The sequence below is a fragment of the Moorena producens PAL-8-15-08-1 genome (assembly GCF_001767235.1).
Taxonomy (GTDB): domain Bacteria; phylum Cyanobacteriota; class Cyanobacteriia; order Cyanobacteriales; family Coleofasciculaceae; genus Moorena; species Moorena producens_A.
Window position 1 is genome coordinate 9,607,776 of sequence record NZ_CP017599.1, and the last position, 17,439, is coordinate 9,625,214.

The following is a 17,439-nucleotide window of genomic DNA, read 5'->3' on the forward strand; positions in this document are numbered from 1 at the left end:
CCATTGTGCATTGTGAATTGTGCATTGTTTGACACTCCCCACTGATAGAATCAGGGGGATTCTCGGTTCAACGAGCCAACTTGCTCAACCAGGTCGCAACCAAGAAGAGTAGAGGTCGATTCTCCCGGAGCGTTAATTAAAGTTCCCGTGTGCCGGAAACGAAACCTTAGTAGAGTGGAGCCTTAGTTAATAAGTTTTGACCCTTTTTCTCATAGCCAGTCCCCTGTAAAGGCTCCACTCTACTTACGGTAACTTCAAACCCCACGGTACTCAAGGCTCTAGTTAGGATGTTTTTGGCGGCATTATGTTCGCGTAGCGTCGGCTTCGCCGAATCGCGGTCTAACTGACACCCACATTTACAGACATGGGTTCTAGTCGATAATGACTTCTTGACTATTTCGCCGCACTCAGAGCAGTTCTGGCTTGTGTAAGCCGGATTTACTGCAACAGTTATCCGGCCAAACTTTTTTCCAAAATACTCCAACCACTCCCGAAAGTTATACCAACCTGCATCATTAATAGGTTAGAGTCGATGCCTAGGTATTACCCTAGGGCACCTCTCCTTCAAATCCGTGCATGAAACTTTCGCCTCACACGGCTCCTAGATATCCTAGCTTTTAAGCTTGCTCCCGTGGATGAGTTGGTGACAACTCTGGTGTACGGCCATTAGGTTCTTAGGCTTCCAATTGTCGTGGTTTCCATCAATGTGATGAAGGTGTACAGATTCGTCGCTTAAGAACTTTAGTCCGCAATGTCCACAGGAATGGCTTTGTTTAGTTAAAGCTTTCGCGGTAGCATTGTTGTATAACTTACTGTTGCGCTTGCTCCAGTAGACTAAGTCTCCGTCATAAGGGGACTTAGCCCCTTTAACCATTGTGTGTCCAAATTGTTCGTGAGGAACTGTCGGGAATGCTTTGTTCACTAGCCTTACGGCTTCGTGCTTGTTGATTTTCTTTTCCTTTTTGAATTTCCTACGGGCTGCTTCATTTGCGTACCATAGGCTATTCCGGGAACCATCCATCTTGCACCACCTGTGGTAGTTCCTCCATCCACGAATGATAGGAGCTAATTTTTCAGCTTTAGCTTTTGCGCCATAGTTCGAGCTGTTGACTACATTTTTGACTTTCTTAAGGAGTGCTTTGTAATTTTCCTCTGACGGGGTGCTACGAAGTTTTCCATTTTTCTGGACTCGGAAGTGCCAGCCCAGGAGACGAAACCTTAGAATAAAGAAGCCTTAATTAATAATTTTTAACCCTTTTTTGCATAGTCTGTCCCCTGTAAAGGCTTCTTTATTCTTACGGTAACTTCATAGGAAGTCAAATCCGTCTGTCGTTTTGGTTAGCTTGGTCTTTTCAACGCTTATTTCCATCCCGCGTTCTGCCAAGAATACTTTGATTTTTGACAGTATTTTTTCAGCTTTGTCTTTTGGTTTTAGGAATATTATCATATCATCCGCATAACGGACTGATGGGTGTATTCCTTCTATTCCATCAAGTGCAATGTTTGCTAATAGTGGGCTTACTACTCCTCCCTGTGGCGTACCTTGCTCTGGGAACTCTGGATTTATTCCTGCTTTTAAGCATCGGAATATTCCTGTTTTTAGTCCTTGTGGAGCAATTATACGTTTCATTATGGATTGGTGTGATATCCTGTCAAAGCATTTCTTTATATCTAGTTCGATTACTCTTTTATCGATACCCTTCTTATTTGAACTTAAGTTCTCATATATGTATGTTTGGGCATCGTGTGCGCTACGACCAGTCCTAAACCCGTAACTCCGAGGGTGAAAGGTCGCTTCATGTGCTGGTTCTAGAGCAAATTTGGCCAGACATTGCCATGCTCTGTCAGATATCGTGGGGACTTTCAGCATTCTAGTGCTCCCATTTTTCTTGGGTATGGGTATTTCCCTTAACCCTTGGTGCGTCCAGTTCTCCGCACGGTCGCCTAGCTTTTCAAGTACCCCAAACCTTTCCTTGTAGGTTAGAGCTATTTTGCCGTCTATTCCGGCGGTTTTCTTACCCTGATTTAGTTGGGTCACTTGACGGATGGCCAATAACTGTGCTGAACGGGATTTCAAAATCAGTTTTTGTAGAGACCTTGCTTTCCGTAGGTCGCCCGCTTGAACCGCTTTATATACTCGTCTCTGTAGGCGGAAAAGGTGGCGGCGGAGATGTTTCCACTTTTGTCCTCTCCAAAGTTCACTATGTTTTGTCATGTGTCTAACTATGCTCTTCATTGATTTGTATATTCTGAATACCCGACCCCAGTTTTGGAGTCATCCTACCCGATGGGAGGGATTAAGTTTGGCATAACTTACCGGGGATTCGACCTTTCCCCAGACCTCTAATTGCCATCGTTTTTACTCGTTCCATCCATTCGATTGTTCTGACGATTTAGGGCATTCCACTTTGCCTACCCTCTTCTCGGAGATTACAGCTATCCTAAACGAAATGCTGTGAGAATATGAGGATGAAGACCATATGTTTTTGACAGATTATGGCTTGTCTCTAAGACACTTTTCTAGGAATTATTTACCCGTGTCGTCTCTCCAAAGCGCGCCAGTGTGAGACATCTGTCTTTCTCTCTGATTGCGCCCTGCTGCCAGCTTCACTCTGGTAGGTTGCCTCCTCCTCGGTGTGGCCAGATAGGAAGTCACTTGTCTCTTCAAGGACAGGACTTTCACCTGTATCAAATGGACAGTTAGGATTTTGAGGAGTTAGTTCCTCGCGAATCCCCCAGTCCATACCCCTTTACTTTCTAAAGGCTCCTGACTGGAACGAGCCGCACACTTAGCGAGACAGTGATTTTTTACTAAGTTCTTAATCCTTAAATCTTGCCTTACGGCACGCTGCGCGAACATAGGCGACCAAGTCGTTAGATTCGGCGTTCGCGTAGCGTGGCCTACGGCCTCAGCCGACGCTACGCGAACGGATCACGCAACGTGCCGGAGACGAAACCTTAGAAGAGTGCAGCCTTACAACAAAACCTGTCACCTTTGATGCATAGCCTACCAACTTGCTTTGGCTGCACTCTTCTTGCGGTAACTTCTAGCCAGTCTCTTAGCATGTTCTTCACGCTGCCTACTTATTTTAAGGTGCTGTCTACCTAGTCTATTGATGGCTTTTTTACGGTTAGATGAGCCTTTCTTTTTTCGGGAAACTCGACGTTGATAAAACTTTAAACGTTTCTCACCTTTACGATAGAACCTAGGGTTTGGTTCTGAGTGACCATCAGAGTCTGTGTAAAACTCTTTTAGACCTACGTCTAAACCCACAGTGAAGCCAGTAGCTTCTAACTGCTCTAAATTATCTGCTTTCACGCAAAACTGGACGTAATATCCATCAGCTTTTTTGACTATACGAACTCGTTTGATTAGTTTCTGTTCGAAACGCCACAAGTCCCAGGTACCCTTTAGTTTGACTTTCCCGATTCCCTTTTTGTCGGTGAAGTTTATGGACTTCTTGTCTGGGGATAACTTCCACCCGGATTGCTTATATTCAACTGACCTAGAATGTTTCTTAAAGCGAGGATAGCCCTTGTTTCCAGGGACTTTCTTCTTGCAGTTGTCAAAGAATCGCTTGATAGCACGTTCTACGTTCTCGACAGAGGTTTGGCAAGCATGACTGTTAAGGTCTTTGACAAATTCAAATTCATCTCTTAGTTGAGTGTTGTAACGATAGAGTTCTTTCTTCCCTGTCCCGCGATTGTCCATCCAGTACCTAAGCACCTTATTCCGAACAAAACGAGCCGTTCTAATAGCTTCGTTTATCGCTAATTTTTGAGGCTCTTTAAGGACAGCCTTGAACTCCATTACCAACACCTGAAATCACCTCCTTGGTTCGTTTGCCTTACTTACTATTATAGCCGATAACGAGCGGGCAAAAGTTCGTATCGCTGTTAGGGAATAAATTCCTGTTCGGGCTAACCCCATGGATAGAATCCAGGGGCTTTCGCCCTCAGGGTTTTTGGTCAATCTTCCCCACCTTCGCTCCCTTCGGGATTTTCCTAACTACAGATAGATGCCATAGTTATACGGATCAATTATGCTTTGCCTACTAAGCTTTCACCTTAGAATTGTCTATTAACAAGAATCATCAGTAGTGTCAACATGTTAGATGGTGAAATCAAAGAAAAGACAGCGTCATATACGGTCACCTCATGCTTCCTCCCAGCTCTAAAGATATTGGGCTTTCGTGGCTCCCTTCTTTTTTCCGTAAAATTTATCAAAATTACTATAGCCTTAGTATTATCCTTAGTAATTTTGGATACTCCCTCAACCCAAGCCGTTGAATTAGCGGATGGCAGAGTTTCATTTGAGAAATCTCCTAGGTTGTTGGATGCAGTAACTACGTTTAATCAAGCTGATGTGCGAGGAGGAACATACTATTTCACAGTGGACTTACCAGGGGATATTGGTGAACCACTACAAACATTAACCATTAATCAGCGTCAAGGAGGATATAAGATTCGATTCTATCCCGAGAAATCCTCAGCATTTGAAGGAACTTACCAAGACCGGGGTCAGCCGTTATCTCTGGGAAAGGTAACAAAAGACGACTCAACCAAAACAATTTCAGTTACCTTCGATCCACCAGTAAACCCAGGAAAAACCATTACTGTTGGGCTTCGTCCTGTGCGCAATCCACGATTGGGAGGCGTCTATCTGTTTGGCGTTACAGCTTTCCCTCCTGGAGAGAATCCCTACGGTTTATATTTAGGTGTTGGACGTTTACAGTTCTACTCTCCCGCCGGAGACCGGTTCAATTTTAGATAACATATTCGCCAAATTATTAGGATATTACTTGTTAGTTAATTGTGAATTTTAAATTGTTAATAATAAAATTAAAATTCACAGGTTAAAATTAACACAATAAACCATTCCACAAGTAATTAACCAGACTTGATTTAACTCTTTTGCCTGATTATGGGACAAACCATTATTCAAGTAGACGCTTTCACCAGTAAACCCTTTACAGGAAATCCTGCTGCTATCTGTGTTTTACCAACTGCTCAAGATGACAGCTGGATGCAAAACCTAGCGCAAGAGATGAATTTATCGGAAACCGCATTTATAGTCAAGCAAGACGATGGTTTCAATTTGCGTTGGTTTACACCGACAGTGGAAGTCCCCTTATGCGGTCACGCCACCCTAGCTAGTGCTCATGTTCTCTGGTCAGAGGGACATGTGTCTCCTGATCAAACGATTCGGTTCTACACCAAGAGTGGATTGCTGATCGCTCAGCGCCAGGGTGAGTGGATTCAACTCGATTTCCCGGTGAATCCCTCAGAAGTTATCAGTACTCCAGAACAACTCAGCCAAACCTTGGGTATACCCATCAAGTGGGTTGGCAAAAATGCCCTAGGCTATTTGGTCGAGGTCGAGTCGGAAGAATTGGTCAAGCAAATGCAGCCCAATTTCCAACTGATGAGAACCTTACCTCTGTCTGCAGTAATTGTTACTAGTTGGGCTGACAATGATTCAGAATACGACTTTGTTTCCCGATTCTTTGCCCCCAGATTGGGAATTGATGAAGACCCAGTTACAGGTTCTGCCCATTGTTGTCTCGCTCCCTTCTGGCGCGAACGTAATAGTAAAGATCAGTTCTTAGCCTACCAAGCCTCCTCTCGGGGTGGTGTAGTAAAAGTTAACTATACCGGTAGCGATCGCGTTTTTCTGAGTGGACAAGCAGTTACTATCCTGCGCTCAGAATTGGTAATCTGAATTTTTGAATTAAGAATGTAGAATTAAGAATTAAGAATGTAGAATGTAGAATTAAGAATTAAGAATGTATAATTCTGCATTCGGCCTTCTACATTCTGCATTCTGACAGACAACCTTGGCCAAAAGGCCACACTACGCGAACAACCTTAAACCTTAAACCTTAAACCCTTCAACCACACCACCTTCAACCAGACCCAGAACCCACTGCCTCAGAAATTGAACTCATGCTTCTTTCCTCCAACTTCTGCAACACCCCTTGCAGAATCTGCCTTACCATCCATGGACCGTTATAAATCCAACCCGTGTACACCTGAATTAGACTAGCACCTGCAGTAATCTTCTCCCAAGCATCCTCCCCCGTAAAAATGCCTCCAACCCCTATAATCGGTAAATTTCCTTGAGTTTCCTGCCAGATAAACCGAATTACATCTGTAGAACGTTGACGCAAAGGTGCTCCACTAATCCCCCCAGCTTCTTCCGTTACCAGTTTGCCCGTTGCCCTAATCCGTTGTGTTTTCAGCAGATCCCGACGGATGGTAGTGTTAGTAGCAATAATCCCAGCTAATCCATAGGTTTGGGCAAGCTCAAGAACATCTGCGATCGCATTCCACTCTAAATCCGGAGCAATCTTAACCAGAATCGGCTTTTGGGAAAGGTTTTGCTGTTGCAGAGCATCTAAGATCAGACTAAGTTGACTGGCATCCTGAAGCGATCGCAAACCTGGTGTATTCGGTGAACTCACATTCACCACAAAGTAATCCCCCAATTCCCTCAACAGCCCAAAACTCGACCGATAGTCATCTGCTGCCTCTGGTAGGGGTGTTACTTTAGATTTACCTAGATTAATGCCAATCGGAATAGTTAAACCTGAAGCTTGGATCCGGTTTTCTCTTCCGGTAGGTTGTTCGTCCTTGGCTTTCTCTTCCGGTAAGTTCTTTTCTAAACCTGCAACCCTTAACCTGTTAACCTTCAACTGTTCTAATCGAGCCGCCATTGCTGTAGCTCCGAGATTATTAAATCCCATCCGATTCAGAGCAGCTTTGTCCTCTACCAAGCGAAATAAACGAGGACGAGGATTTCCCGATTGACCATGAAAGGTTACAGTACCCAGTTCAGCAAAGCCAAACCCTAAGCTTCCCCAAATTCCAGCAGCCACACCATCTTTATCAAACCCTGCTGCTAAACCCATAGGGTTGGGGAAGTTTACTCCCCATAGAGTTTGTTCGAGGCGAGCATCATTTAGGCAAAACCTTTGCTGTAATTGACCCTGAAGCCAGTGACCTAGAGTGGAATCCTGATTTGATGACAGCCAGCTCAATAGCGCTAGAGTTCTATTGTGTAACCATTCTGGATCTGTCTTCAACCCAGAAAAGAGAATTGGACGAATGGTAGATTGGTAAATATCCATCGTAATGAGTTGGTCAGTAGCTCAATGGGTCAGTAGATCAGCGAGTCAGTAGATCAGTGCTGAACAAAATACTCCACCATCTGGCTAGTTGTTAATAACAACTGTGGATTTAATTCGATTTTTGGCGTTGCTGAATTGAAGTATGAATGCGCGATTGTTTGGCTTTGGTCAAGCCCCCTAAATCCCCCAATTTTGGGGGACTTTGAGAGTTTTGTTGCCCCGCCGGTGCGCTTTCCGTTGGCGCATTAAATTCGCCACGGGTCGCACTGCAAAATTGGGGGGCTAGGGGGGCAAAATCATACCCAGAATCAGCAACGCCCAATTTTTTACCCCATTCAAACGTCATACTTTGATTCATTCTTTGATTGATTAGTTGCGTTATGACCAAACCCTAACAAAAGTCCGTTGTTTGAGTAACTAAAATGACATTTTGATCACTGAGGTACAGTCAATTTTCGCAACCCCTACTCCCTACTCCCTACTCCCTACTCCCTACTCCCTACTCCCTACTCCCTACTCCCTACTCCCTCAAACCACCCGACGGGGAGTTAGGTGATCCCTCCTGACGGTAACCATAAAAATCAATCCGATATTCCGTAATCTTTACACCAGTTTGTTCCTCAATTTGCTTGAGCAAGTTTTCCGGTAGTTCTACATAAACATCAAGAATCTGGTTTGTATCCAGGCAATTGACATGGCTATGAGTATCGCTGATATTGCCGTACAACCGTCCATCCGAGCGCTCAATACATTCAATAATACCTTGACTGGATAGGGCATCTAAATTCTGGTAAACAGAAGTATGACCAATAACTTTCCCTTGTTGATTCAATCGATCATAAATGTGTCGCGCTGACAGATGGTCTTTAGCTTCCCATAACAGTTCTAGAATGAAGCGACGTTGACGACTCAAACGCATACCTAGCGTCTGACACTTATCGATTGCATCTTCTAGTGAACGAATTGGTTTAGCAGCTGCCGCTTCTTTTTCCATGACATGAGTTGATGAGTTTAACCAAAAGGAATCCCCTATAAATCTACTGATAGCTCAGCCAGCTATCCACTTAAGCCAGGGCAAGGCTCTTGTGTGATCGGGAACCAGGAACGGGAAAAGGTAAACGGGGAATACTTTCTGTTCCCAAGTTCCCTATTTTCTAGTTTCTCCTTGACCTTGAATGAATGCCCCTGTTTCAATTTATTTTCAGTTAAATTTGGTAGCCCTAAGCCTTATACCCTATATTTTACTACAAACTAGTGAACTAGCCCACCCTACAATCCACCAAGGTTGTGCTTCTGGTTTCAAACTCGATCTGTTTTGGTTAGCCATCGGACAAGGTACCTTGAGGGAGTTGCTGCAAGTATTCAACAACAGCCGCAACTTCTACTCGCCGTTGCCCCGGGGCATCAATATCATAAGAATCGAATTGCAAAGTTGTCTCCCCTTCACCTTAAGTCACAGTCCAGGTACCCAAAGCCTAGACTTACAGATGATTTAACACAGTTCTATTGGGGAATGGGGATGTTTAACGTTTTCTTTGGAAGTTAAGGGCAAAGTCTCAACTAAGCCATTGTTCTTAACAGCAGCTACTGCAGAAAGGCAACTGAGCTATAACGGAAGTATATCACCTTTAAAAAAACTTTGAGAAAAAATCTGGAATTCTTCAGGGTCAATGGGTAGTTGACTGTATTGCTCAGAAACACTCACATCAACCTGATTCTTAAACAAAAGCTAAGACAGACTCCTCTCTATCGAGCCAATTATAAAACATAATCAGAAATTAACAGAATGGAAAACACAGAAAGTCAAGAACCAATGGTTCCAGGTATGACCAATGGTGGAGCAACTACCAATGGTATGTCATTAGGAGAAATGGCTGATGACCAGATGTCATCCTTTGACATGAATGCTGTATCCAGTCAAGGCAATACACCCACAGCAGAGCCCATGAGTTCATCTGCCCCAGAGAGTGACATGGAGAACGTGCTGGTAGAAATCCGAGCACCTAAGGGTCAAGGGGCTAACGTGTTTTTATACATGGCAGGAAGTTTCAGGGTTCCTAGCTTCCAAATCGATTATGACTACGAGCCAGTATCAATGAATCCTGAGACACCGGAACTGGCCATGCAACTCCAAGCATCTAATGAAGAGGTGATCGTTGTCAAGGGCAAAGTTGCTCAAAACCAAATTGCCGCCCTGGAAGCCCAACCTAATGTGATCAAAGTCTGGCCAGACACCCCGATTGAACCCTTCAGCACTACCACCCTACAGCAAGAGTATCCGATGGTAGAACCAATGGCAGGGTTTGGTAGCTGTCCGATTGGTTCTTGTGACTGTAGGCCTGGTGTGGCTAAGGGAACGATGGCGGACGTAGCCAAGTATCTTGGGGTTGATCAAATTCATGCTGCTGGTTATAAAGGTCAAGGTATTGTTGTTGGTGTCGTTGATGGCGGAATTACAGCAGCTGGTCGTCCTGTGCGTCCCGGAGAACCCTCCAAGCGAATTCGCAATGTCATTGGTGGCTTCCACCGCAGCGTGGAATGGGGGACTCAAGCTCGCAGCTGGGGCGAACATGGCAATATGTGCGCTACAGACGTGTTGGGTATGGCTCCAGAAGCCAAGCTCTATGACTTTCCACTAGTAGGGAATGCTATCTCTAATGCCCTGGCAGCCTTCAATTGGGCAATTAAGCAATATAAAATTGACGGCACACCCCACATTCTCACCAATAGCTGGGGAATTTACCAGGAACAGTGGGATAAGACTTATGCCAGAAATCCTAACCATCCCTTCACCCGCAAAGTTGTGGAAGCCATCAATGAAGGGATTCTAGTTCTGTTTGCCGCTGGTAACTGTGGTGGAACCTGTCCTGATGGTCGTTGTGCCTCAGATTTCGGTCCTGGTAAAAGTATCTGGGGCGCGAATGGTCATCCCCTAGTGATGACCGTGGGCGCAGTTAACAAGAATGAACAGTTTGTCGGCTATAGCAGCCAAGGACCAGCAGCGTTGTCCCCCCAAAAGCCAGACTTCTGTTCCATCACCCACTTCCGGGGTTACTTCCCCTGTGATAACGGTACCTCGGCTGCCACACCCATTGCTGCTGGAGTAGTAGCCTTGCTCAAGCAAGCCAAGCCGAGCCTAACTCAGCAGGAAGTTAAGAAACTCCTGGAGAGTACTGCTAAAAATATTGGTTCTAAGGGATGGGATCAGCATTCCGGTACTGGCATTATTCAGCCCAAGGTAGCTTTTGACAAAATCAAAACTCCCCCCCCTCGCCCTCGCCCTCGCCCCAGTGAAGGTACTTGGAGTGACTGGCAAAATCTAGGGGGCTATGGCCTATATAGCCCAGCGGCTGCTTCCTGGGGACCTAATCGGATTGACACCTTTGTGATTGGTACTGACCACGCTATGTATCACAAGTGGTGGGATGGCTCGGCTTGGCGTGGCTGGGAAAACTTAGGGGGTTACATTATTTCTGCACCCGCAGCAGTTTCTTGGGGAAATAACCGCATTGACACCTTTGTAGTTGGTAGCAATAATGCCCTGTACCGCAAGTGGTGGGATGGCGACTCTTGGCGCGGTTGGGAAAATTTAGGCGGCTACTGCCTGTATGCTCCAGCGGCTGCTTCCTGGGGACCTAACCGCATTGACACCTTTTTGATTGGTACTGACCACGCCGTCTACCACAAGTGGTGGGATGGCTCGGCTTGGCGCGGCTGGGAAAACTTAGGAGGCTACTCTATTTCTGCACCCGCAGCAGTGTCTTGGGGTCCAAACCATATCGCTATCTTTACCATTGGTCGCGATCGCGCTCTATACTACAAGACCTGGAATGGTTCCATTTGGAGTCCATGGGAAAAACTGGGAGGCTACTGTCAGTATGGTATAGCTGCTGTGTCCAGGGGAGTCAACCAGCTCGATTGTTTCGTGATTGGATCCATGGGCAAGGTCTATTGCCGTTCCTGGGATGGTTCTGCCTGGAAAAATTGGAAAAACCTAGGTGGTTACAGCATTGCTGGGCTAGCAGCAGCATCTTGGGGACCTGACCGCCTTGATGTTTTTGTAGTTGCTGGTGATCATGCTCTGCACCACAAGTGGATGGGTTGAGATCAAGATTACTGATTAAGGAAGTGAAGGTAAAGGGCATGCATGGAGAATGCTATCATTTATAATTGCCCTTTTCCTTTCCTAATTAAATAGGATAAAACCTAGTCTGAATTCCGGTTAGTCAATTATTATATTATTAATACCATTACTGCTAATTTTATTTAAAATAAATAACAATTTAAAAGTTCAATTAAAGCCTGATTAATTAACATATTAATTCTAAACTAATTTAATTGTAATATTTTTTTGTTCCCTGCTCCCTGCTCCCTGCTCCCTGCTCCCTGCTCCCTGCTCCCTGCTCCCTGCTCCCTGCTCCCTGCTCCCTAAAAACCAGAAATTTGTACCTCACAAGTCGTAGAATTGCTATATAAGTATTCAACCCAACTCCATATGATGGAAAGCACAGACTTGATCAATCAAAACCCAAGGTCGCCGATTCTCGTAAAAATGCCTGGAGAAGATGGGTCAACTGGGTCAACTATTGATCAAAGTATGCCCAGAGAGGTAGCGCTTGAGCATGGTGTGAATACCTTGGTTAATGACGTAGTGGATCAAGCCTTAGTGCAGGTTAAAAGTAACCAAGAACTGCAATTAGTGCGGGAAAAGGTTGCTACGGTGATGGGAGATACCCTGAATGAAATAGCTGCTGAACACCCTCAGTGTCAAAGTCCACTGGCAACAGGTGTTAGCCCAATGAATATTAATACTAATACTAATACTAATACTAATACTATTAATAGTGCAGTTGACTGTGGTATCAGTAGGGCAAAGCAAGTTCAAGAGCTAGGCTTTACTGAGTTTACTGCTGAGCTGATCAACAGTACTTTCGACGCTATCATGGGTGCAACTATCAAGCAGGGGAAATTGTCTCGAAGCTCACCTTCAATGTGACTGCTACTGAAGAACAAACTACAGGAAAAAACCAGTATCAGTATCAAGAAACCAACCCTTACATCAGAGGTCGTGCGGTAGCAGGATCGGGTAACGTTTCTGCTGGTGCTAGTCACAATAAACTCACCGTTAAGCCAGTGAATGAGAGTTCATTCGATGCAGTGACTATGAGTACAGACATCATTGGTCAGGTTAAGATTCGCTTTAAGACTGAAACATTTCCACCTATAGTTGATTAACTCTTGGCTCTTGGCTCTTGCCTCTTGCCTTTCCTGAAGCTCTACTCCCCACTCTCTATTGCCTATTCCCCATTATCCTGGTCTTTACCTACTCACATTGAAGGCGGTTCTATTCCTGATTTTTGGTTTTATTCGGAGATAATCCGTCATGGTTTCTCGAATATGCTGATTATACCTACTAAAACTCAAGCATATAATTTTGTACGCTTCGCCACACTCTTTTTTACTTTTCCATTGCCTTTATTTTCAAATTAGTCATAATTCTCGCCAAAGTCACTGATAAGTTTATATAGCAGTTCTCAATCGGGTCAGGTACTTTCGTTATTGGTTAAGGAAGAAAATTTAGATGTACCTCACGCTTACTAGGAAACGCTATACATCACTATCTCAAGATTAAGCAGATCTCAGTAGAATTGCTGTATTGATAGATAACTAACAATGTTTAAACTATTTCGGTGTCATCAAGCCCAAACCTCCCCTAGCCAAACCCTTAACCGTTGGCAAGGAGAAGCTACTGTTAAAGTTGCCATACAACCCAATGAAACCGGACGTGTACACTTCCGAGCCAGCTACTGGAATGCTAAATGTCCACAAGCCATCACTCTCAACCCTGGGGATATTGTTGAAGTAACTGGGATTGATAACATTACCCTGATTGTAGAACCTGGTTCTTTGAATTAAATCAGTGTATCAATACCGTAGAGTGTACTATTTATAAAGTTTGCGAATTGCTTTCAAAACTTGGAGTATAACCATGGCGCGATCGCTTTCAAATAAGCTTAAAATCGGCATATAGTGATAAGTTTGGGGATTACCCTGATGGATATAGACAAACTGATAAAGCAGACCATGAGTGGTTAATCCCCAAACAAATTATTGATGCTCTAGGCTGTTGAAAGCATAATTCAGTAATTGCGGTAAACCTGTTGATGCCTCAATGACTAATAACTTTTCACCCCAAACCATAAAAACGCATAGGATTATCCCAGAGGATCTTTTGCACTATCTTCTGAGATAGCTTGTCCTGAAGTCCTACCACTTCTTCAATAATCTTGGGATTGTGGTCTATGTGAGGGTAGTCAGAACCAAAGATCAAGTTATCAGAACCGATGTACTTGATAATATCAGCTAGATAAGGCTCATCTGGCTCAATGGCAATGAAGCACTGGCGACGGAAATACTCTGAAGGCTTCATCCTTACATGGTCTTTCACCTCCCAGGCCAGTTGATCGTACTCTTCATCTAGCCGCCACAGCCAGTAGGGAAGCCAGCCGCAACCGGACTCAAGAAAGGCTACTCTGAGATTGGGGTGGCGCTCTAATACTCCCCCTTCGATCAGTGCCAACATTGCCATCATGTGTTCCATGGGATGAGAGCAAGCATGCATGGCAAAACGGGTATGAAATCGATCTGCTCCAGTGGTCGGTAATCGAGAATGGCTACCCTCATGAATCCCAACTGCTATGCCCAGGCTCTCACACTCCGTCCAAAAGGGCTCATAGGCCGGGTCACTAAGCAGTCGTCCCTTAACCGGATTTGGTCGCACAAAGACAGCTTTCCAGCCAAACTCTGCGATCCGATGTAATTCCGACACCATGTTGCTCGGGTCGTGTAGACTAATCGCTCCTACCCCTTTCAGTAGTTGCGGGTCATAGCTGCAAAAGTCTCGTAACCAATTGTTGTAGGCACGGGTGAGGGCTGCTGCCAGTGACGGATCCATAGTATCGATCGCCAACATCCACAATCCTATAGTTGGATACAGAAACGAAATATCCACACCCATCCGCTTCATGGCCTTGACCTGAGAGTCTGGGCCAGAGCCTAGGTTTCTATTATAGGTAGCCTTGTTCCGGATTGCTACCTTAATTCCTTCAGCCCAGACAGCATCGGATATCTTATTATAAATTGTCTCACCCTCCACTCTCATATACTTAGTTGGAGGGGAAAAGATATCAATTTTCACAACCCCATCCTTTTGGGAGGGTTGATATCGATAGGGTGCATGACTTTTAAATGCAGGTTCCAGGTACTTCTCCCACATATCTATCGGTTCATTCACATGGCCATCGGCATCAATAATTTGATAGTCTTTCAGCATGGTTTTGCTATTGAAGGTTGAACGCGCACGCGTGGCCAAAGGCCAAGGTTCGATGTTGCAGGTTTGATGTTGCAGGTTTGATGTTGAAGGTTGAAGGTTGAAGGTTGAAAGTTCGATGTTGGGCGACTATAGCAGTTTCTACTCAGGTAAAAATTATTTGTACCCTCTTGCCTCTTGCCTCTTGCCTCTTGCCTCTTGCCTCTTGCCTCTTGCCTCTTGCCTGTTACCTACTCCCTACTCCCTACTCCCTACTCCCTGCTCCCTGCTCCCTAAAAAAATGTACCTCACCTAATTAAAAACCGCTATAGTTGCTGATCAGAAGAAAATCGGAAATGGGTTGAGTTGGTTTTCGTTGAGGGATTTTGGTAACTGACCCATCTGTACTGGCACATCATAAAGCCGTCCGGGAGCCCACCGTTTCCAAAAGTGTCGCAGACCGGGGACAATAACTTTGACAACATTGAGTCCAATATCGGGACGAGTTTGATCTAGAACCAGGGTTTCCATACCTTGCTTGGCAGCAATGTCTACACAGGTTTGAACATCGTCTCGCAGATCATCGCTGCTAAGTTGAGGATAATCGGTGTAGAGTTTTGGAGTAGTGTTTTCATCCGGTACCAGATACGGCTGATTCTCTAAGGTAGCCATTCCCCACCAGTCTATAGCTAACTGATCGGAGTAGTTGTATTTGGTGCTGCCATCGGGAGCTATGGATACAACCGCTGGAAGCATCTGGTTTAATTCCGTTAGCGATCGCATAATCCCAATTTTGGGGTCGAAATGAGCACCGAAGGCAAAAATAATATCTTCCACAGGTTGATCAATCCTCCTGGAAAGAGCAGCAAAGGCAGGAATCCCTAAATCGCTAGTGAGATCGAGTACCCAGAGTTCACGGTTTAGGGAATGGTAATACTCCTTGAGAGCTATAAAATAGGGTTGGTTAAAACTGTATAAATCCACAGCTGGTCGTTTGAGGCGGTTATACCACCACAGCGCTACACTATCTCGCTCCACTAACTCCATGAATCCTTGTAGGATAGCTTCTTCTTTGGTGTTGCCAGCAGCAGTACCATTGGAGTCTGCCCAACAATCTGGTTTAGAGGGTTTTGGGTAACCGTAATAGCAGTAAGCTGTGGGTAAATACTTAAATGTTTTGTCAGTCAAAGACCAAATCGGTGTCCACTCAATCTCTCGTTGCTCATCAAAGGGTTCTGGAACCTTTTGAAAAAAGCTCGGACAAGTTTGATTCCAGTCCTGGCGGGTTTGGTATTGGCGATCGCTAAACAGCATACAAGCATTGGGGTGAATAGCCACATCCGCCATAGTCTTGTAGCTACCTTTGCGTCGAATTTCGTCTCCCTGAAACACACCAGAATATCTCTCAATCGCTTCCCCAAGGGCGCTGGCTTTGGCCTGAGCGTCAGTCTGTCCTTTGCCAGCACTTCTGCCACGCAGGTATTTCCGCAAGAAGTATAAACTATCCAACATGCTGGCAAAATTATGTCCAGCCACATAGTTAGGGGTCAAATCGCTGTTTAACTTAGAAACTTTAGTAATTGCTCTAATTGCTCCGATAATCGGACTGATATGGTGTTCGTATTGCTTAAAAGTTTTTTCTGGTGAAACACAACGGTGTCCACCATCAGCTGTAAAAGTTTTCTTCCGGCTTTCTAATAAAACGGGCATTGGGTCTCTATCTCCTAGATAGTCTGAGTTGCCACAAGCAGGACATTGAGGACGCTTGACCAGAGTGTGATTTTTGGTTTGTAAGGATATGGTGTCAAAGGTGACCAGAGTACCTTTCAGGGATGGATGGTCTCCCTGGACAATCCATTTGGCGATTTCAGTAGCCGCTAGATTCAGTCCAGTATCTAGAGTAGACGGTAATAAAGAGCGAGAGGTTGGGAAAGCCGTCGAGATACTGTTAGGTTGGCGATGTTTGCGCAGAAAATCTTCCACGGGGCGATTGGCTTGCAGCCGTTGGGCTAGACATTCCCAACACCCAGTTTTTCCAGGATCAAAAATCGGACCAATCCAAATCATTTTGCCCACTGGCTTGACCAGCATCCACGGACGTTGCGACTGTAAAGCCTTTTGATTAAACCGATCAAGACCGACTTGGAGATAGTCATCGGTTAATACAACAGCAATGTCTCCCTGCTCAGCCACCTGAATATTGAGTGATTCCAGGATAGCGATCAAGGGTTGGGTTGGAACCGTGCCAAAAGACCTTACTGAAACCTTAGTAGATTGCAAGCGGCTGGTGGCTGTGGTGTGATCAACATTCAGAAAATTCCAGAAGGCTGCTACTTCCGATGGCATATCCGAGGGCATAGGGTTATCGTTTTCCACGATATAGCCTTTCTTTTCCATCAGCATCAAGGCATAGTAAATCTCAGCCGTGGAGGCTTGGCCTTGCAGCAGGTTAACCATGTCTTCCACGGAATGCTCGCCATCAATTAAAGGAGCTAATTGTTCATAAAGATGGCCATTGAGAACAAAATACTCTGACTCCGACAGCAGAAAAACACCAACCGATTCCACATCTTCGATATGAAAGCAAGGTTTAAATTTAGGTTTGTTCAGCATGGTTAGTTTTTCTCTTTTCTCTAGGGAGGAATACTATTGCAAAGGGAATAGGGAATAGGGAATAGGGAATAGGGAGTAGGGAATAGGGAATATAGTGGCGTAGGGTGCGTTAGGGACGGGCTCGCCAAGACGCAAGCCATAGCAAGTGTTAGGTTGTTGCCCGTAACGCACCACCGCGTCAAATAGCATGCATTGAGATGCAGCCGGAACAGGGAATAGGGAGTAGGGAATAGGGAGTAGGGAATAGGGAGTAGGGAAGAAAAATTCTCACAGCAGCCTTAACGATGGCAGCATTATCAGCGGGTTAACCTTTGACAATAAATCAATAGCCCTGTAATATACTAATTAGTTGATGAAATTTACCGGACTTGCTATAGTTTAAGGCTG

17 protein-coding genes and 2 pseudogenes are annotated in these 17,439 nt (G+C 45.0%); 9 read left to right on the top strand and 10 right to left on the bottom strand.

The genetic code is table 11. The features are described 5' to 3' along the window. Window positions 1–50: 50 nt before the first annotated feature. From BJP34_RS38240 to BJP34_RS35345, 4 genes and pseudogenes are all read right to left on the bottom strand, one after another. Window positions 51–520, bottom strand: a pseudogene (locus BJP34_RS38240) (RNA-guided endonuclease InsQ/TnpB family protein); the annotation flags it as partial. A 90-nt stretch (window positions 521–610) separates the two neighbouring features. Further along, a complete protein-coding gene (locus tag BJP34_RS50645; RefSeq protein ID WP_083305514.1) occupies window positions 611–1,225 on the bottom strand; it encodes an HNH endonuclease in 615 nt (204 codons plus the stop codon). 81 nt (window positions 1,226–1,306) lie between these two features. Next, entirely contained in the window at window positions 1,307–2,236 is a 930-nt protein-coding gene (locus tag BJP34_RS50650; RefSeq protein ID WP_418904091.1) for a reverse transcriptase domain-containing protein, read from the bottom strand. A gap of 813 nt (window positions 2,237–3,049) precedes the next feature. Further along, window positions 3,050–3,820 (bottom strand): annotated as a pseudogene (locus BJP34_RS35345) (RNA-guided endonuclease InsQ/TnpB family protein); the annotation flags it as partial. Between the two features lie 288 nt (window positions 3,821–4,108). Between BJP34_RS35345 and BJP34_RS35350 the strand changes: the two are divergent. Together BJP34_RS35350 and BJP34_RS35355 are read left to right on the top strand one after the other, a co-directional pair. Then, window positions 4,109–4,774 (top strand): DUF2808 domain-containing protein, encoded by a 666-nt coding sequence (locus BJP34_RS35350; RefSeq protein WP_083305515.1) that lies wholly within the window; start codon window positions 4,109–4,111, stop codon window positions 4,772–4,774. A 150-nt stretch (window positions 4,775–4,924) separates the two neighbouring features. Then, window positions 4,925–5,722 (top strand): PhzF family phenazine biosynthesis protein, encoded by a 798-nt coding sequence (locus tag BJP34_RS35355; protein WP_070396372.1) that lies wholly within the window; start codon window positions 4,925–4,927, stop codon window positions 5,720–5,722. Between the two features lie 184 nt (window positions 5,723–5,906). Here BJP34_RS35355 and BJP34_RS35360 read toward each other — a convergent pair whose 3' ends face one another. Both BJP34_RS35360 and BJP34_RS35365 read right to left on the bottom strand, forming a co-directional pair. Beyond that, window positions 5,907–7,130 (bottom strand): quinone-dependent dihydroorotate dehydrogenase, encoded by a 1,224-nt coding sequence (locus BJP34_RS35360; RefSeq protein WP_070396373.1) that lies wholly within the window; start codon window positions 7,128–7,130, stop codon window positions 5,907–5,909. A gap of 109 nt (window positions 7,131–7,239) precedes the next feature. Beyond that, window positions 7,240–7,488, bottom strand: coding sequence for a hypothetical protein (locus BJP34_RS35365; RefSeq protein ID WP_070396374.1), 249 nt, complete (start codon window positions 7,486–7,488; stop codon window positions 7,240–7,242). A gap of 72 nt (window positions 7,489–7,560) precedes the next feature. Here BJP34_RS35365 and BJP34_RS49900 point away from each other — a divergent pair, with 72 nt between their 5' ends. After that, on the top strand, window positions 7,561–7,686 hold the full coding sequence (locus BJP34_RS49900; protein WP_267876454.1) for a hypothetical protein: 126 nt from the start codon (window positions 7,561–7,563) through the stop codon (window positions 7,684–7,686). Here BJP34_RS49900 and BJP34_RS35370 read toward each other — a convergent pair. After that, window positions 7,651–8,124: a Fur family transcriptional regulator gene (locus BJP34_RS35370; protein ID WP_070396375.1), complete on the bottom strand. Its 474-nt coding sequence runs from the start codon at window positions 8,122–8,124 to the stop codon at window positions 7,651–7,653. The genes BJP34_RS49900 and BJP34_RS35370 overlap by 36 nt on opposite strands. Before the next feature lie 792 nt (window positions 8,125–8,916). On the opposite strand from BJP34_RS35370, the gene BJP34_RS35380 reads away from it, so the two are divergent. The 5 genes from BJP34_RS35380 to BJP34_RS35395 all read left to right on the top strand — a co-directional run bounded on the left by BJP34_RS35380 (window position 8,917) and on the right by BJP34_RS35395 (window position 13,046). Next, complete coding sequence (locus BJP34_RS35380; RefSeq protein ID WP_202972056.1) at window positions 8,917–11,235, top strand: S8 family serine peptidase; 2,319 nt, start codon at window positions 8,917–8,919, stop codon at window positions 11,233–11,235. Between the two features lie 390 nt (window positions 11,236–11,625). After that, complete coding sequence (locus tag BJP34_RS35385; protein WP_149031358.1) at window positions 11,626–12,126, top strand: hypothetical protein; 501 nt, start codon at window positions 11,626–11,628, stop codon at window positions 12,124–12,126. Then, a complete protein-coding gene (locus BJP34_RS35390; RefSeq protein WP_070396378.1) occupies window positions 12,123–12,365 on the top strand; it encodes a hypothetical protein in 243 nt (80 codons plus the stop codon). Before BJP34_RS35385 ends, BJP34_RS35390 begins: the two co-directional genes overlap by 4 nt. Before the next feature lie 3 nt (window positions 12,366–12,368). Continuing rightward, window positions 12,369–12,620 (top strand): hypothetical protein, encoded by a 252-nt coding sequence (locus tag BJP34_RS41875; RefSeq protein WP_149031359.1) that lies wholly within the window; start codon window positions 12,369–12,371, stop codon window positions 12,618–12,620. 183 nt (window positions 12,621–12,803) lie between these two features. Further along, a complete protein-coding gene (locus BJP34_RS35395; protein ID WP_070396379.1) occupies window positions 12,804–13,046 on the top strand; it encodes an NfeD family protein in 243 nt (80 codons plus the stop codon). 271 nt (window positions 13,047–13,317) lie between these two features. On the opposite strand, the gene BJP34_RS35400 is transcribed toward BJP34_RS35395, so the two are convergent. Further along, window positions 13,318–14,502, bottom strand: coding sequence for an amidohydrolase family protein (locus tag BJP34_RS35400; RefSeq protein ID WP_324611000.1), 1,185 nt, complete (start codon window positions 14,500–14,502; stop codon window positions 13,318–13,320). 65 nt (window positions 14,503–14,567) lie between these two features. Between BJP34_RS35400 and BJP34_RS45295 the strand changes: the two genes are divergently transcribed. Further along, complete coding sequence (locus BJP34_RS45295; protein ID WP_158517657.1) at window positions 14,568–14,759, top strand: hypothetical protein; 192 nt, start codon at window positions 14,568–14,570, stop codon at window positions 14,757–14,759. Window positions 14,760–14,778: 19 nt separating this feature from the next. Here BJP34_RS45295 and BJP34_RS35405 read toward each other — a convergent pair whose 3' ends face one another. Then, window positions 14,779–17,052, bottom strand: a complete 2,274-nt coding sequence (locus BJP34_RS35405) for a TOMM precursor leader peptide-binding protein (RefSeq protein WP_070396381.1) — start codon at window positions 17,050–17,052, stop codon at window positions 14,779–14,781. Window positions 17,053–17,085: 33 nt separating this feature from the next. Continuing rightward, complete coding sequence (locus BJP34_RS45300) at window positions 17,086–17,241, bottom strand: hypothetical protein (protein ID WP_158517658.1); 156 nt, start codon at window positions 17,239–17,241, stop codon at window positions 17,086–17,088. Window positions 17,242–17,439 lie beyond the last annotated feature (198 nt).

Bases quoted from the DNA above. Each gene is read 5' to 3' on its own strand.
- BJP34_RS50650 (WP_418904091.1), bottom strand. From the start codon at position 2,236: ATGAAGAGCATAGTTAGACACATGACAAAACATAGTGAACTTTGGAGA.
- BJP34_RS35350 (WP_083305515.1), top strand. From the start codon at position 4,109: ATGTTAGATGGTGAAATCAAAGAAAAGACAGCGTCATATACGGTCACC.
- BJP34_RS35355 (WP_070396372.1), top strand. From the start codon at position 4,925: ATGGGACAAACCATTATTCAAGTAGACGCTTTCACCAGTAAACCCTTT.
- BJP34_RS35360 (WP_070396373.1), bottom strand. From the start codon at position 7,130: ATGGATATTTACCAATCTACCATTCGTCCAATTCTCTTTTCTGGGTTG.
- BJP34_RS35365 (WP_070396374.1), bottom strand. From the start codon at position 7,488: ATGAATCAAAGTATGACGTTTGAATGGGGTAAAAAATTGGGCGTTGCT.
- BJP34_RS35370 (WP_070396375.1), bottom strand. From the start codon at position 8,124: ATGGAAAAAGAAGCGGCAGCTGCTAAACCAATTCGTTCACTAGAAGAT.
- BJP34_RS35380 (WP_202972056.1), top strand. From the start codon at position 8,917: ATGGAAAACACAGAAAGTCAAGAACCAATGGTTCCAGGTATGACCAAT.
- BJP34_RS35385 (WP_149031358.1), top strand. From the start codon at position 11,626: ATGATGGAAAGCACAGACTTGATCAATCAAAACCCAAGGTCGCCGATT.
- BJP34_RS35395 (WP_070396379.1), top strand. From the start codon at position 12,804: ATGTTTAAACTATTTCGGTGTCATCAAGCCCAAACCTCCCCTAGCCAA.
- BJP34_RS35405 (WP_070396381.1), bottom strand. From the start codon at position 17,052: ATGCTGAACAAACCTAAATTTAAACCTTGCTTTCATATCGAAGATGTG.
- BJP34_RS45300 (WP_158517658.1), bottom strand. From the start codon at position 17,241: ATGCTATTTGACGCGGTGGTGCGTTACGGGCAACAACCTAACACTTGC.